The sequence below is a fragment of the Stenotrophomonas sp. CASM106 genome (assembly GCF_049384825.1).
Lineage (GTDB): Bacteria > Pseudomonadota > Gammaproteobacteria > Xanthomonadales > Xanthomonadaceae > Stenotrophomonas > Stenotrophomonas muris.
The window spans coordinates 185,767-201,382 of sequence record NZ_JBMRFS010000003.1 but is presented as its reverse complement, the minus strand read 5'-3'; the positions used below and the strand labels follow the sequence as shown (position 1 = coordinate 201,382).

Genomic DNA, 15,616 nt, shown 5'->3' with positions numbered 1-15,616 from the left:
GCAAACTGTCGAAGGCGGGGTGGGTCCGGTTGCGGGAGTGTCCGCGGCATGGATGCCGCGGCCAAGCCCCCATGGAAGGGTTTACGGCGTCTCCCGCAACCGGACCCACCCCGCCATCCCTCAGGAAACCCGCTTCCGCTGTTGCTGCTGCCGGCCAGCGGCCCGGCACTACCTACCGCGGGTGCAGGGCTGCAAGCCCTGCCGCCCCCCCTACTTTGCCTGCTCGCAGAACTTCTGCCGGTACTCGAGCGCCTTCGGCATCAGCGCCTGCAGGTTCTGGATGCGGGTACCCGGGTTCGGGTGGGTGGAGGCGAACTCCGGCGGCGCCTGGCCGCCACTGGCCTGGCCCATGCGCTGCCACAGCGGCACCGCCTCGCGGGGATCGAAGCAGGCCGCTGCGGCCAGCATCAGCCCCACTTCATCGGCCTGCGTCTCGTGGCTGCGCGCATAGGGCAGCAGGTAGCCGTAGCCCATCGCCGACATCATCATCTGTTGCTGCTGCGCATCCATGCCGCTGGCGGCACCAGCCATCTGCCCGATCTGGGTCAGCTTCTGCTGCGCCATCCGCTGTGCACCATGGCGTAGAAGCGCATGGGCGATCTCATGGCCCATCACCACCGCCATCGCGTCACGCGTACGCGCCACCGGCACCAGGCCGGTGTAGACCGCCATCTTGCCACCCGGCAGGCAGAACGCATTGGCCTGCTCGGACGGGATCACATTCACTTCCCACTGGAAATCCCGCGCGAAATGCGCCGGCTGCACGCCGTGCTCCTGTGCCAGCGCGGTCTCCACCACGTCCACCTTGGCGATCAGGCGCTGGGCGATGTCGCGCACATCACGCGCGATCGGCGCATTCGGATCCATCGGCCGTTCCTGCGACAGGATCTGCTGGTAGGCCTGCAGCCCGAGCGCGGTCTCCTGGCGCGCATCCAGGCTGCTGTCGATCATCACCTTCTCGCCAGTGTAGGGATCGACCGTGCGATTGGAGAACCAGTAGAACACCGCATAGCCCGCTGCCAGCAGCAGCACCCACCAGCGGATGTTGCCGAACAGGCCGCGCCGCTGCGGGCCTTGCGGCGAGCGGGAAAAGGGATCGTTGCGCATCGGTGTCTTCCAGCAGGCCCCGCCGGCCGGCGGGCACGGCGCAATCTTAGTGCGCGGACGCCAGCAGCGGGTGAAGCCCGATGCTCAGATGCCCCGCACCAGACGGAAGCCGATGCGCGCGTTGGTGGTGTCCGAGTCCTGCGATTGCCGCCAGGCCGCACGGGTCTGCTCGGGCGCATTGGCCCAGTTGCCGCCCCGGATCACCCGCGACCGGCAGCCCGGGTTGAACCAGGCGACACCATCGGACGGCGCACGCCGGTAGCTGGCATGCCAGCAGTCGGCCACCCACTCGCTGAGATTGCCGGCCATGTCGTGCAGGCCGAAGGCATTGGCCTGGAAACTGGCCACCGGCGCGGGCCCCCACCAGCCATCGCCATAGCCGACGAAGGCGTTGTGCCAGTGCCGTCCCGAGGGCGAGACATCCTTGCTGCCGGTGAAGTTGCCAGCGCCGGGCGGCGGCGTGCCGGCGTCGCCCCACGGATAACGGCCACTGCTGCCGGCACGCAGCGCGTACTCGAATTCGGCCTCGCTCGGCAGCCGGTAGCTGCGTCCTGTCTGCTCAGACAGCCACGCCGCGTAGTTTTCGGCATCACGCACGCTCACATGCATCACCGGCGAATTGCCCAGTGCGCGCGCGCCATCGTAATCGGAACGCCAGTCCACACCGCTGCGGCGGATGAAATTGCCGCTGCGCTCGTCATAGACCACCGAGTGGCCGCGCCGGGTCGCACGCGGCCGCGCATTGGTCGACTTCACATAGCGCTCGAAATCACTGACCGTGATCTCGGTGATCGCCATCGCAAACCCGCGGTCGAAGCGCACATAATGCGAGGGCCGCTCGGCATCGCTGGCACCGGGCTCGGCATCACCCGCGCCCATCTGGAAGCCACCATGCGGCACCACGATCATCTGCGGGCCGCGCCCGCCATCGCGCATGGCGTCGCTGAACACCTGCCCGGGACGGAAGCTGCCGTAATGGGTGGCCAGGTCGATGCGTTCGCGCAACTGGGCCACCACCGCATCCCCTGGCAAGGCGATGCGCAGGGCCTCGGCCAGCTTCTCGCGCGCCGGCTTCAGGCCCTGTGGCGTCGCCAGTTCGCGAAGGCCATCATCGCGCAGCTGCAGCAGTGCCGCCGCGCGGATCTGTTCGATACGTTCGAAGGCATCGGCAATGGCCGGTGATGAGTCACGGACCTTGCTGGCTTCGGCCAGCCAGGTGCCGGCGCTGGCAAAGTCACGCACCCGCGCCGCGTCCTCGGCACGGCGGATCAGGCCACTCTCGGCCGCCGCCAGGCCCTGCCGTGCCCGGCTGTTGTGTTCATCCAGGGCCAGCGCTTCACGGAAGTTGCCGATCGCTCCGTCACCGTCCTCACCGATCCGCCCCGAACGCAGGTCTTCCTCGCCGGCACGGTTGTAGGCCACCACGCGCTGGGCGAGCTCCACCCGTCCCTGCAGCGCGCGAACCTTCTCATCCTTCGGCGCCAGGGTCAGCAGCACCAGTGCCTGGCGGCTGGCCTCGGCCAGCGCCTCGCGCTGCTGCAGCGGCCGGACCAGCAGGGCATCGGCCTGCTGCTGAAGGCGCTGGCGGGCGCGCTGCAGGCCGTTGCGGGCCTGGCGGTCATCCGGGTCTTCCTCCTGCACCGCCAGCCACAGCGGAACCGCCGCGTCGGCGTCCTCGTACAGGCGCCCTTCGGCGAACGCCTTCTCGGCCGCGCGACGCAGCTGGGCCAGGCTGCGCCCCTGCCGATCGACCCGCGGTGGCGTCCACCGCTGCACATCCTCGGCGGCATCCTCACCGGCGATGGTGACGCTGCCCTGCGCCGCCTCCGGCGTCGCGTCCGCCTGCATGCCTTGCTGCGGCCGTGCGTCTTCGCCAGCAGCCGGTCCCGGCTCCGGCGTCGCCGAGGGCGACGGCGTGCAGCCGGCCAGGGCCAGGGCGGTGCACAGCACGGACGACAGCGGAAAACGCAAGCAGGATCTCCTTCGGCACGGATGCGGACCGACGTTAGGCTATTCTCCCCTGCCTGAGCAAACCCGAGTAGTAGGCCCTGACCCGTGGCAATCTGGATCACCACCCCCGCCGAGCTGGATCCGTACTTCCAGCAGCGTCCGGCCCGCATCGGCCTGGACACCGAATTCATCCGTGAACGCACCTTCTGGCCGCAGTTGGCCCTGGTGCAGATGGCGGTCGGGCAGGACATCCTGCTGATCGACCCCCTGATTCCCGGCATGACCGAGGCGCTGGCGCCGTGGCTGGCCGATGAATCGATCGTCAAGGTGATGCACAGCGCCAGCGAAGACCTGGTCGCCTTCAAGTGGGCCTGCGGCGTGTTGCCACGTCCGCTGTTCGACACCCAGATCGGCGCCTCGCTGGCCGGCATCGGTGGCGGTATGGGCTACCAGAAGCTGGTCGCGGAAATCACCGGCGTGGCGCTGGCCAAGGGCGAAACCCGTTCGGACTGGATGCGCCGCCCGTTGTCCGAATCGCAGCTGCAGTACGCCGCCGACGATGTCGAGCACCTGTTCGCGCTGCATGACGCCATCGATGCCAGGTTGCAGGCGCTGGGCCGCCAGCAGTGGCTGCACGACGACGGCGAGCGCCTGCTGGCCAGCGTCGCCAATGACGAAGACCGTTGGCCGCACCTGGCGATGCGCTCGGCGCAGTTCCTCGACACGGCCGCACAGCATCGGCTGCTGCGTCTGCTGCGCTGGCGCGATGTGCAGGCACGCAGCAGCGACCGCCCGCGCAGCTGGATCCTGGACAACGAACTGGCCGCCACGCTGGCACGCACGCCACCGGCCGATGCCGCCGCACTGGGCAAGCTGTTCGAACAGTTCCCGAAGGCACCGCGCAAGCTCGCGGGCGCTGTGTGGCAGGCGCTGGATACGCCGCTGGCCGATGAGGCCGAAGCACCGCTGGCGCTGCCGGCCAACGACAGCAACAAGCAGGCACTGAAGAAGCTGCAGGACGCGGTTGCCGAGCGCAGCCGCGAACTGGGCCTGCCGGATGGCGTATTGGCCTCACGCAAGCACCTGGAAAGCTATCTGGAACGCCGCCAGTGGCCGGCCGCACTGGCCGGCTGGCGCCAGCAGGAACTGGAATCGCGGCTGCAGGCGCTGCTGCCGGCACGCTGAAGCACCGGGCGCGGCGCCGGATTGCATTCCCGCCGCCGTCGAACGCAACAAGAAGGGCGACCCGGATCACCGGGCCGCCCTGCGCACTCCAGCAGTGCGAGGGTGGGACCGCCCACCCTCGCGGCAACGCCTTACCAGTTCATGTTCAACGAGACACCGACGGTGCGCGGTTCGTTGTAGACCGCGGCCATGTAGTTCTCGATCACACCCTTGAGGTTCTTCTCGTTGGTGATGTTGCGCGCGAACAGCGCCACTTCATAGGCACCGTAGTTGCCCGAGTAGCCGATCTTCAGGCCGCCCTCGAAATCACCCTTGGAGTTGAACTCCTTGCTGTCGTACAGCACGAAGCTGGTGTAGCCCTGCTTGTTCCAGTCGGTGGACACGAACATGGTGCCCGCGTCGCTGACCGGGAAGTCGTAGCGGGCGGCCAGGTTGACGTTGTACTTCGGCGCGTTCGGCAGCGGGTTGCCGTCGATCTGCGCGAAGGTGTTGGCACCGACCTTGATGGTCGGGTCATTCACCGTGCACACCACCTTGCCGTTGAGGCCGCAGACCTGCGCGTAGACGCGCTTGTCCTTGATCTCGCTGTGCAGCAGGCTGACGCCGGCGCTCAGGGTCAGGTTCGGGATCGGGCGCAGCTCCATGTCCGCTTCGAAACCGTAGGCCTTGGCCTTGTCGGCATTGAACAGCACGCCGTTGCCGTCCGAATCGTTGCCGTTGAGCTGGATGTCATTGACGGTGTAGGTGAACGCGGTGGCGTTCAGGCGCAGGCGATTGTCCCACAGGCTGCTCTTCACGCCGGCTTCCCAGGACAGGATGGTCTCGGAATCGGCGGTGGTGAAGTCGGCATTGAACACCGCCGAACGGCCCTGGATGGTCGGGCCGCGGAAGCCGCGTGCGACCTTCGCATAGACGCTCACGTCCGGCGTGATCTGGTACATCGCGCTCAGATCCCAGCTCGGGGTGGTGTCGGACATCTTGACGTCGGTGCGGCCCTTGTAGGTCACCACGCCGGCGGCGGTGTCAGCGGTCTTCAGCAGGCGGGTGTGCTTCTCGTCCTTGGTCTGGCGCAGGCCGGCCGTGACGGTGAACTTGTCGGTGAAGGCGTAGCTCAGCTGGCCGAAACCGGCCCACGAGGTGTTCTTGTTGCGCAGTCGCACCCAGTTGTTCGGGTTGCGGGCCGCACCCTGCAGGAACCACGCACGCTGGTAGAAGTCGGTGGTGTCGCTGCCGTTGAAGTAGAACGCACCGGCCTGCCACTGCAGGGCGCTGTCGTCATGGCTGGCCAGGCGGAATTCCTGGGTCCACTGGTCCAGGTCGCGGATGCGGCCCATCGACTGGCCGTAGCCGTTCGGCACGCCGTTGACCGGGAAGTTCACCGCAGCGCCGCCGTCGGTGTCACCACGGCTGTAGCCGGAGGTGGTCTCATAGGCGGTAATCGAGGTGAAGTCGATCGCGCCGAAGTCGTAGCGTGCCTTCACCGAGCCGCCGTAGGTCTTGTAGGCCTGCGGGTTGTTGCCGGCTTCGTCGTAGGCGACCTGGTCGCGCGGCACGTCGGTCTTGTTCGAGCCCTTGGTCAGCGCACCACGCAGGAACAGGGTCGAGGTGCCTTCGTAATCACGGGCGTGGGCCGAGGCCAGGATCGAGAACTGGTCGCTCGGGGTCAGCAGCAGCTGCGCGCGCACGTTGCGGTCATCGAAGCCGCCCATGGCGTTCTTCTTCGGGCTGACCGTGCCGTCAGCGCTCGGGCCCTTGTAGGTGTTGTCGACGTAGTCGTCGCGGTGCTGGTACAGCGCCGACACGCGGAACGAGGCGATGTCGTTGATCGGGCCGCCAAAGCCGCCGTCGATCGACACGCTGTTGTAGGTCGCATAGCTGGCGCTGACGCGGCCGGTGTAGTCCTGGGTCGGCTTCAGCGTGTCGAACTTGATGATGCCGGCGGTGGTGTTGCGGCCGAACAGCGAGCCCTGCGGGCCGCGCAGCACTTCCACCTGGTCCACGTCATAGACCGGGTTGGACTTCAGCACCACATGTTCCAGCACCACGTCGTCCTGGATGATCGACACCGGCTGCGAGGCACCCAGGTAGAAGTCGATGTTGCCCAGGCCGCGGATATAGAAGCGCGGGAAGATGCGGCCGGTGGTGGTTTCCGCATACAGGCTCGGCACGCGGCCGGACAGCGCCAGCAGGGTGTCGTCGCCGCCGGCGGTGAAGTCGCGCATGCGCTCGCCCTGCACCACGCCCACCGAGACCGGCACTTCCTGCAGGTTCTGCTCGCGGTGCTCGGCGGTCACGGTGATCGTGTCCAGGCCCGTCGGGGTCGGCGCGCTGTCCTGCGCGGCGGCACCAAAGCTGCCGACCAGGGCCAGGCCGGCACAGGCCAGGGCCAGCGGATGGCGGCGGAAGGAAACGAAGGAAGACGACATACCCGACAGGCGGCGGGAATCGGAATGGGAGGGCATGGAATGCTCTGAGGAGGCGTCCGTGCGGCCTGCGCGAGCCGGGCGGCAAAAAGGAGGAGAACTGCGCAAGCCGCCATTATCCCCCAAATTGTTACGATTTCGTTGCGCGGCATCCGGGCCAGACAAACCGGACGGTTTCGGCACAGTGCACGCCTTCATGCCACGCCGTCCGGCACATCAGGGGTCGGCTTGGCAAGGCGCAGCCAGTTGGCTACACTGAAGCCCTGCCGTGGGGCCATAGCTCAGCTGGGAGAGCGCGTCGTTCGCAATGACGAGGTCAGGAGTTCGATCCTCCTTGGCTCCACCACTCATTAAGAAGACCCGCCGATCGTCGCGATCTGCGGGTTTTTTCTTGCATCGATCACGAGTCAGGCAGGTTCCTGATCCCCGTCCTTGCGGCGTGGACCACGCGAATGCGTATCACGCACCTGCTGATCGCGCTGCCCCGGCCGCTGCTTTGCCACGTCCTCCTGCGCCCTGTCCTGACGGCTTTCCTGTACGCCCTGTTCCGGATCGCCAGGGTCTTTGTCGCGCTCGCTCATCGAAGTCTCCTGTGCCGGCGAAGGCCGATCAGGACTTCACGCTAGAGGCTGCGCAGTGATCCGCAGGTCAGGCCCGCGCGAACAGCGTGTGCAGTTCCGCTTGCCGCCGCAGCTCACGGCTCTGCAGAATCCGGACCAACATGCCCAGCCAGTCCGCGATGTCACCTCCCGCCCAGCACGCCGCGCGTATGCTGCCAATGCGCCTCGATCCAGCGGACGGCAGCATCCAGCTCGGCCACCTGACGACGTTGATCTGCCCCACCCTGTCACTGGAGGAGGCGCGCATCGCCTTCGCCACGCTGATGCATGGCGAGCGCGATGCCGGCACCGGCTATCACTGGCTCAGCCTGCACCGGGTCAGTCTGGGCGGTGCGCCCGCCGGCATCAGCCTGTGCTTCCACGGGCAACAGCTCGACATGGTGACGATCGGCGTCGATCTGCCGGGTGCGACACTGGAAGACGGCTGGCCGACCCAGGTCGCGATCGATGCCGAAGTCGCTTTCATGCGTCGCACCTTGGCCACGGCTCTGGGGCGCAAACTGGCAGGTGGCCGCGCCCGGTTCGAGTGGGGCGAGGCATGGGCCCGGTTCGACCCGAAAGGCTTCATGGCCAGCAGCGGTATCCACTACACGCCGCGCTCATGACGCCGCTCAGGTACGGGTGATCGACACTCCACCTTCAACACGCATCGCGGTACCGGTAACGAAACTGCTTTCATCGCTGGCCAGGAACAGCGCCGCGTTGGCGATCTCCTCCGGCTCGGCCATGCGCTTGAGTGCGTGCAGCGAGCGCACGAAGTCGCGGGCATCGCCGGTGGGTGCGGCCTGCCGGCCCATCTCGGTATCGGTACCGCCAGGCAGCAGCACGTTGCTGCGTACGCCACGCGCGCCGTACTCGGCGGCGATCACCTGGCTCAGGCCGATCAGTCCGGCCTTGCTCGACGCGTAGGCGGCCATGCCCGGGAAGCCCACGGTATGGCCGACAAAGGTACCGACAAACACCAGCGAGCCCCCCCCGCGTGCCAGCAATGCCGGCAACTGCGCGCGTGCGGCATGGAAGGCGGCATCGAGATTGGTGGCCATCACCTCGCGCCATGCATCCGCCGGGAACTCCGCCGCCGGTACGCCCGGGCCGAGCATGCCGGCATTGTTGAGCGCGATGTCCAGGCCTCCGAATGACTGTTGGGCCAGATCCACCAGCGCCTGCGCCGTGCCCGGATCAGCCACATCGGCGGCATGCATCACCACCTCGCCGCCGGCGCCACGGATCTGCTCGGCCAGTGCGTGCAGCGGTTGCGGCCGCCGCGCATTGAGCACCAGTTTTGCCCCTTCGGCAGCAAAGCGCAGCGCGCTGGCACGACCAATGCCAGCGCTGGCACCGGTGATGAGGGCGATCTTGTTGTTCAGGCGCATGAGGGTGGTACCGGTTGTGGAGTGGCCGCCACGATGCCGCGCCTCCGGCCCACCAACACTCCGTTTCCGGGCCTCGCGGCCAGGTGCAGGAAACGGAGTTTCCGCAGAACCAGCACGTGCCAGAATCCGCCCATGGACAGCACCGCCACCACCGCCCTCGACGCCCGCGTCGAACGGGTCTGCCGCCATCTGCAGGCCAGCCTCGACGAGCCCTCGCTGCAGGAGCTGGCCGACATCGCCGGCTGCAGCCCGACGCGCCTGCATCGCCTGTTCAAACAGGCCACCGGGCTGACCCCCAAGCAGTACGCTGCCGCGCTGCGCGCCGACCGCCTGCGCACCGGGCTCGAACAGCAGGAGCGCATCACCGATGCCTTCCACGATGCCGGCTTCGGCTCCAGCGGGCGCTTCTACGAGAACGCACCAAAGTTGCTGGGCATGACTCCCAAGCAATGGCGCGCAGGTGGTCGCGGCGAAGTCATCCACTTCGCGCTTGCCGAAAGCTCACTGGGCAGCGTGCTGGTGGCCAGCAGCGGGACCGGCGTGGTCGCGATCCTGCTCGGCGACGATCCGGAGGCGCTGCTGCAGTCACTGCAGCAACGCTTCCGCCAGGCCGAACTGGTCGGTGCCGACCACGGCTATGAGCAACTGGTGGCACAGGTGGTGGGCCTGGTCGAGGATCCCTCGCGAGGCGCCACACTGCCGCTGGATATCCGCGGCACCGCCTTCCAGCAGCGGGTATGGCAGGCACTGCAGCAGATTCCGCGCGGCCAGACCGCGTCGTATGCGGATATTGCCGCGCATATCGGTGCACCACGCTCGAGTCGTGCGGTGGCACGTGCCTGCGCGAGCAATCCATTGGCGGTAGCCGTGCCCTGCCACCGCGTGGTGCGCCGCGACGGTGACCTGTCCGGCTATGCCTGGGGCGTTGCGCGCAAGCGCGAACTGCTGCGCCGGGAAAAGGTCGCCAACGGCTGACGCCACCCGATAGCCGCCGACCTTGGTCGGCACACCCACCAAGCACTCAATCCAGCTTCACCACCAGCTTGCCGAAGTTGCGCCCCTGCAACAGCCCGAAGAACGCCTCCGGCGCCTTCTCCAGACCTTCCACCACATCCTCGCGGTACTGGATGCGACCCTCGCGCAGCCACTGCGGCATCTCGCGTTCGAAGTCCGGCCACAGGTGGTTGAAGTCGTGCACGATGAAACCACGCACGGTCAGGCGCTGGCGCAGGATCTGGTTGAACAGTGACGGCAGCCGATCCGGGCCAGGCTGCTCGACGCCCCGCTCGTTGTAGGTAGCGATGGTGCCGCAGACCGGAATGCGGGCGAAGTCGTTGAGCAGCGGCAGCACCGCATCCAGCACATGGCCGCCGACATTCTCGAAGTACACGTCGATGCCCGCAGGCACTGCCGCGCGCAGCTGGTCCGCAAAATCAGCCACGCGATGATCCAGCGCCACGTCCACGCCCAGCGTCTGCAGATAGGCACGCTTGGCCTCGCCACCGGCGATGGCGACCACGCGCGCGCCCTGCAGCTTGGCCAGCTGCGCCACGGTCGCGCCCACCGGCCCGGTCGCGGCGGCTACCACCAACGTCTCGCCCGGCTTCAGGCGGGCGATTTCATGCAGGCTGGAATAGGCGGTGAAGCCGGGCATGCCATATACCCCCAGCGCCGTACTGAGCGGCAGCCCGGCCGGATCCAGACGACGCCCCAGCGCCTTGGCCGGCAGCACCGCGTGGGTCTGCCAGCCACCCGGCGCCAGCACCAGCTCGCCTGCGGTTACGCCCTCGGCCTTGGATTGCAACACCTCGGCCACGGTCTGGCCTTCCATCACCGCCCCTACCGCCACCGGCGCGGCATACGACGGGCCCTCGTCCATGCGTCCTCGCATGTACGGGTCCAACGAAAGGTAGCGGTTGCGCAGCAGCACTTCGCCCTCGGCCAGTGCCGGCAGCGCAACCTGTTCCACGCGGAAATTGGCTGCACTTGGCGCCCCCTGCGGACGCGAGGCAAGCACGATGCGGGACGCGGTGGAGCAATCGGACATGGCCAGGTCTCTGCTGTTGCCAGCATCGGGAAAGGACTGCCGACACTACGCTGCGGCGATCCCCGATGGCGGCCACGAAAACAGCGTTCCATTGCCCGGACCCGCGCGGGTCCGGCGCACCCCTTGCCCTTGCAGCTTTGGCGAACGCGGCGACCTGCTGATTTCCACCGCAGACGACAAATCGATGGGGCACGCCCCGCCCCACAACGGAGGATCAAGCACTTGCGAGCGCGCAGAGGGCAATGTGAAGAAATCTTGGCAAAACGCTTGCCGAAGGCAGCCGACCTCCGTAATATACGCGTCCTTGGCAGCGACCTCGCTGCAACGAAACATGTGGCCGAGTAGCTCAGTTGGTAGAGCAGGGGATTGAAAATCCCCGTGTCGGCGGTTCGATTCCGTCTTCGGCCACCACTTTCGAAGGCCTGCAGAAATGCGGGTCTTTTTTTTCCGGAAACCGCACTCACCGCGGTAGCCACACAATTTGGCCGAGTAGCTCAGTTGGTAGAGCAGGGGATTGAAAATCCCCGTGTCGGCGGTTCGATTCCGTCTTCGGCCACCATCTTCAGAGACCTGCAGAAATGCAGGTCTTTTTTTATTCGCGCTTCGCGCAAGCGGCGACCACCGTGGCCCGGTTGACGAAACATTTACACCGGCACGGGCCGCGGCACCTACGCTCCAGACTCCTGCCTGGAGCCTGCCAATGCATCTGCGCCCCGCCCTGCTCGCCTGCCTGCTGCTGGCCGCCTTCCCGGTGATCGCCACTGAACCGGTGCGCGCGGTCGAGCACCTGGACATTGATCGCTACGCGGGCCAATGGCACGAGATCGCGCATCTTCCAGTCTCGTTCCAGTAGCAGTGCGTGGGCGACATCACCGCCAACTATGGCCTGCGCCGCGACGGCCGCATCAGCGTCACCAATGCCTGCCGCAAGGGTGACGGCGAGCGCGTGGTCGCCGAAGGCGTGGCACGCCCGGTGGCCGGCCATCCCGGGCAACTGCAGGTGCGCTTCGTCCCCGACTGGCTGAGCTGGGCGCCCGTGGTCTGGGCCGACTACTGGGTGCTGGCGCTGGACCCGGACTATCAATGGGCCTTGGTCGGCGAACCCGGCCGCAAGTATCTGTGGATCCTCTCGCGCCTGCCGGAGATGGAGCGCGATCGGTTCGAACAGTTGAAAGCCAAGGCCGAGTCGATGGGGTACGACCTCGGGCCACTGCGCCTGATGGCCCCGCTGCGCGATCCCGCGGCCGACTGAACCGCTTCGCATCCGGCGCATCGTGCGCGCGCCATCCGGCGTTGTGCATGCCCGACCGCCATCTTCACGCGCTACCCTCTGCGGACGGGTCGCTCCGGGCGATCCATAAAACCATACGCCGTAGTATGCTTACCCCAACGCACCCCCTCCAGAGGACTTGCGCCCATGCTCCACCGCTTCCGTACCGCCTTGATCGTCCTGTGCACCCTCGCCCTTGTTGCCTGCAGCAACGGCATCGTCAAGCGTGTTTCGGAACCGGCGGCCAGCCTGCAGCAGCTGACCGTGCGTGCCGACGGCAACTGGACCGTGGCCCTGCGCCTGCAGAACTTCAGCTCGATGCCGATGACCTTCGATGATGTCTCACTGGCGCTGACCGTCGGCGACAGCGATGCCGGCACCCTGCAGGTCAAGCCCGGCATCTCCATCGGCGGCACCTCCGCCGACGTCATCAATGTCGACCTCGTGCCCAGCTCGACCGCGCGCCTGGTGGTGGCCGACGCGCTGGCCAGCAACCGCACCCTGGCCTACGCCCTGAAGGGAACGGTGGCGGCCACGCCGCAGGAAAAGAAGCAGCGCAGCTTCGACATCAGCAGCCGCAGCACCCTCAACCAGGCCCCCGGCCTGCCCGGCGTGCTGCGCTGAACCCGCCTTTCGTCGCGGCGCCCGGCGCCGCTCCCCTCTGCCCTGATCAAATCGAGACGTACCGATGAGCAGCTACACCGCCCCGCTTTCCGACCTCCGTTTCGCCCTGCACGACGTGCTCAAGGTCGAACCCCTGTTCGCCCGCCTCGGCTTCACCGACGCCACCGCCGACGTGGTCGATGCCGTGCTGGAGGAAGCCGGCCGCTTCAGCGCCACCGTGCTGGCCCCGCTCAACAGCGTCGGCGACGAGATCGGCTGCGTACTCGACCAGGCCACCGGTGAAGTGACCACCCCGCCCGGCTTCAAGCAGGCCTACGACCAGTTCGTCGATGGCGGCTGGACCGGCCTGACCGCCTCGCCGGAGCTGGGCGGCCAGGGCCTGCCGCACACCCTGGGGGTGCCGCTCAACGAAATGATCAACGCCGCCAACCTGGCGTGGGGCAACTTCCCGCTGCTCTCGCACGGCGCCATTGAAGCGCTGAAGCAGCACGGCGAGGCGTGGCAGCACGACGCCTTCCTCAAGCCGCTGATCGAAGGCCGCTGGACCGGCACGATGTGCCTGACCGAGCCGCACTGCGGCACCGACCTGGGCCTGCTCAAGACCAAGGCCGAGCCGAACGCCGACGGCAGCTACTCGATCACCGGCACCAAGATCTTCATCACCGCCGGCGAGCACGACCTGACCGGGAACATCGTGCACCTGGTGCTGGCCAAGCTGCCCGACGCCCCTCCGGGCGCCAAGGGCATCTCGCTGTTCGTCACCCCGAAGTTCAAGGTCGACCGCGATGGCAACGTCGGCGAGCGCAATGCACTGCGCTGTGGCTCGATCGAACACAAGATGGGCATCAAGGGGTCGGTCACCTGCGTGATGAACTTCGATGGTGCGCAGGGTTACCTGGTCGGCCAGCCGCACAAGGGCCTGCAGGCCATGTTCACCATGATGAACACCGCGCGCCTGGGTGTCGGCCTGCAGGGCATCGGCCTGTCCGAGCGCGCCTACCAGAACGCACTGAAGTACAGCCGTGAGCGCCTGCAGTCGCGCGCCCTGAGCGGCGCCAGGTTCCCGGACAAGCCGGCCGACCCGATCCTGGTCCACCCGGACGTGCGTCGCATGCTGCTGACCGTGAAGTCGCTGGTCGAAGGCAGCCGCCTGCTGGCGCTGCATGCCGCCACCCTGATCGACATCGCCCACCACGCCCAGGATGCCGCCGAGCGCGAGCGCGCCGACACCCTGGTGAGCTTCCTGACCCCGATCTCCAAGGCCTGCCAGACCGAATGGGGCATCGAGAACACCTACAACGCCCTGCAGTGCTTCGGTGGCCACGGCTACATCCGCGAGCACGGCATGGAGCAGCTGGCCCGCGATGCACGCATCACCACGCTGTATGAAGGCACCACCGGCATCCAGGCGCTGGACCTGATCGGCCGCAAGACCGCATCCAGCCAGGGCGCCGGCCTGAAGCTGATGCTGGCCGAGATCGAAGCCTTCGCCAAGGAACACGAGGGCAACGAAGCGCTGTCCGAGTTCATCGGCCCGCTGCGCGCCAAGGCCGCCGAATGGGGCAAGCTGACGATGGACGTGCTGCAGCGCGCGGCCGCCAATCCCGACGAACTGGGCGCGGCCAGCTACGACTACCTGTTCTATTCGGGTTACGTGGTGCTGGCCTACTGGTGGGCCCGCAGCGTGGCCGCCGCCGATGCCAGCGCGCACGGCGCCGCCTTCGCCCAGGGCAAGCGCGAGACCGCACGGTTCTACTTCGCCCGCGTGCTGCCGCGCACCCTCAGCCACGCCGCCGCGATCCAGGCCGGCGCCGCGCCGCTGATGGCCATGGACGACGAGCGCTTCGGCGCCTGAGCCGGGCTTCGCCCGGCACCTGTGGTGCCGGCCGCTGGCCGGCAACCGCAACAGCCGGCTTCCTGCGGGATGGCGAGGTGGGTCCAATTGCGGGGGACGGCGCACGCCACCGGACCCACCCCGCCTTCGACAGATTTCCGCTGCTGTAGATCCACGCCACGCGTGGATGAGAACCCCTGAAATCCTTCTGGAGAAGAGCCCCCTTTTGTTAAAGGGGGCGCGCCGACAGGCGCGGGGATTAGGAAGAATGCGCGGGCAACCCAGCGCGCCGACGGCGGGCCGGGTTGCTAAAGGGCGCGCACCGACAGGTGCGGGGGATAGGAGGAATGCGCGGACCTGAATCATTGCGATTTGGGTTTCGCCCTCCGGGCGATACCCAAATCGCAATGATTCAGGTATAAGCTGTTCTCCCGATGGAGACAGACACTACACGCTTGGGTCTGATCGAAGCCGGAGCTCCGTTTTCTGCTCCGGGCGCCGAAGCATCGCCCAACGCCACGACGCTGCATCGCCCCGGTTCGGTCCGGCTGCTCTCGCTTGATGCCCACGGACGCGTACTGGACTGGATCACCTGGCAGGATGCGGCCTGCCTCTACGCCCGCGAGGCGGTGGCCTGGACGCTCGGCGACCCCTGCCTGCACATCCACGGCGGCACCAACCGCTTCAGCGGCCTGCAGAGCGGCATGGACCTGCACCCGATCATCGCCGCCCGCGGCCACGCCCGCTCCCGTGCGATCGACCCGACGCCGAACCTGACCAACCAGGCCCTTTTCGCCCGCGATGCCCATCTGTGCATGTACTGCGGCCAGCAGTTCAGCCGCCCCACGCTCACCCGCGACCACGTCATGCCTCTGTCCAAGGGCGGCCTGGACTGCTGGGAAAACGTGGTCACCGCCTGCTTCCACTGCAATTCGCGCAAGAGCGACCGCACCCCGCAGCAGGCCGGCATGCCCCTGCTGGCAGTGCCCTACCGGCCCAGCTGGATCGAGCACCTGATCCTGTCCAACCGCAACATCCTGGCCGACCAGATGGCCTTCCTGAAGGCGCAATTGCCCAAGCGCTCGAAACTGAGCACCTGAACGCCTGAAAATGCAACCCTCACCGTCCTGTCACGGACGGCGGCGTTTGCTTGCCCCACCCCCGTTTGAGGGCGAAAATGGGC

Annotated in this window: 12 protein-coding genes, 3 tRNA genes and 1 pseudogene; 10 read left to right on the top strand and 6 right to left on the bottom strand. The window is 67.3% G+C overall.

The window, feature by feature from the left end:
* Positions 1-210 precede the first annotated feature (210 nt).
* Positions 211-1,107, bottom strand: coding sequence for a M48 family metallopeptidase (locus VG556_RS08325; protein ID WP_005417787.1), 897 nt, complete (start codon positions 1,105-1,107; stop codon positions 211-213).
* Between the two features lie 84 nt (positions 1,108-1,191).
* Entirely contained in the window at positions 1,192-3,078 is a 1,887-nt protein-coding gene (locus tag VG556_RS08320; RefSeq protein ID WP_014647818.1) for a formylglycine-generating enzyme family protein, read from the bottom strand.
* A gap of 84 nt (positions 3,079-3,162) precedes the next feature.
* Here VG556_RS08320 and rnd point away from each other — a divergent pair, with 84 nt between their 5' ends.
* On the top strand, positions 3,163-4,242 hold the full coding sequence (gene rnd, locus VG556_RS08315; RefSeq protein WP_032956162.1) for a ribonuclease D: 1,080 nt from the start codon (positions 3,163-3,165) through the stop codon (positions 4,240-4,242).
* Positions 4,243-4,373: 131 nt separating this feature from the next.
* On the opposite strand, the gene VG556_RS08310 is transcribed toward rnd, so the two are convergent.
* The gene (locus VG556_RS08310; protein WP_100450353.1) at positions 4,374-6,704 is read right to left on the bottom strand and encodes a TonB-dependent receptor; all 2,331 of its coding nucleotides are present in this window, start codon (positions 6,702-6,704) and stop codon (positions 4,374-4,376) included.
* A 231-nt stretch (positions 6,705-6,935) separates the two neighbouring features.
* Here VG556_RS08310 and VG556_RS08305 point away from each other — a divergent pair.
* Positions 6,936-7,011: transfer RNA gene (locus VG556_RS08305), tRNA-Ala, on the top strand.
* A gap of 61 nt (positions 7,012-7,072) precedes the next feature.
* Here VG556_RS08305 and VG556_RS08300 read toward each other — a convergent pair.
* Positions 7,073-7,246 carry a hypothetical protein gene (locus VG556_RS08300; RefSeq protein ID WP_180834959.1) on the bottom strand — a complete coding sequence of 58 codons (174 nt, stop codon included), beginning with the start codon at positions 7,244-7,246 and terminating at the stop codon, positions 7,073-7,075.
* A 158-nt stretch (positions 7,247-7,404) separates the two neighbouring features.
* Here VG556_RS08300 and VG556_RS08295 point away from each other — a divergent pair, with 158 nt between their 5' ends.
* A complete protein-coding gene (locus VG556_RS08295) occupies positions 7,405-7,890 on the top strand; it encodes a hypothetical protein (protein WP_100450354.1) in 486 nt (161 codons plus the stop codon).
* A gap of 6 nt (positions 7,891-7,896) precedes the next feature.
* On the opposite strand, the gene VG556_RS08290 is transcribed toward VG556_RS08295, so the two are convergent.
* Positions 7,897-8,658: an SDR family oxidoreductase gene (locus VG556_RS08290; protein WP_014647822.1), complete on the bottom strand. Its 762-nt coding sequence runs from the start codon at positions 8,656-8,658 to the stop codon at positions 7,897-7,899.
* Between the two features lie 132 nt (positions 8,659-8,790).
* On the opposite strand from VG556_RS08290, the gene VG556_RS08285 reads away from it, so the two are divergent.
* Entirely contained in the window at positions 8,791-9,633 is an 843-nt protein-coding gene (locus VG556_RS08285) for a bifunctional transcriptional activator/DNA repair enzyme AdaA (protein ID WP_049408320.1), read from the top strand.
* A gap of 46 nt (positions 9,634-9,679) precedes the next feature.
* Here the strand turns inward: VG556_RS08285 and VG556_RS08280 are convergent, their stop codons facing one another.
* Entirely contained in the window at positions 9,680-10,705 is a 1,026-nt protein-coding gene (locus VG556_RS08280; RefSeq protein WP_423179984.1) for an NADP-dependent oxidoreductase, read from the bottom strand.
* A 335-nt stretch (positions 10,706-11,040) separates the two neighbouring features.
* On the opposite strand from VG556_RS08280, the gene VG556_RS08275 reads away from it, so the two are divergent.
* From VG556_RS08275 to VG556_RS08250, 6 genes and pseudogenes are all read left to right on the top strand, one after another.
* Positions 11,041-11,116, top strand: a tRNA-Phe gene (locus VG556_RS08275).
* Positions 11,117-11,188: 72 nt separating this feature from the next.
* Positions 11,189-11,264, top strand: a tRNA-Phe gene (locus VG556_RS08270).
* A 141-nt stretch (positions 11,265-11,405) separates the two neighbouring features.
* A pseudogene (locus VG556_RS08265) lies at positions 11,406-11,957 on the top strand (lipocalin family protein).
* Between the two features lie 165 nt (positions 11,958-12,122).
* Positions 12,123-12,599 (top strand): LEA type 2 family protein, encoded by a 477-nt coding sequence (locus VG556_RS08260; RefSeq protein WP_014647826.1) that lies wholly within the window; start codon positions 12,123-12,125, stop codon positions 12,597-12,599.
* A gap of 64 nt (positions 12,600-12,663) precedes the next feature.
* Positions 12,664-14,454, top strand: coding sequence for an acyl-CoA dehydrogenase C-terminal domain-containing protein (locus VG556_RS08255; RefSeq protein ID WP_046431771.1), 1,791 nt, complete (start codon positions 12,664-12,666; stop codon positions 14,452-14,454).
* A gap of 413 nt (positions 14,455-14,867) precedes the next feature.
* Positions 14,868-15,533: an HNH endonuclease gene (locus VG556_RS08250; RefSeq protein ID WP_032956174.1), complete on the top strand. Its 666-nt coding sequence runs from the start codon at positions 14,868-14,870 to the stop codon at positions 15,531-15,533.
* Positions 15,534-15,616: the final 83 nt, after the last annotated feature.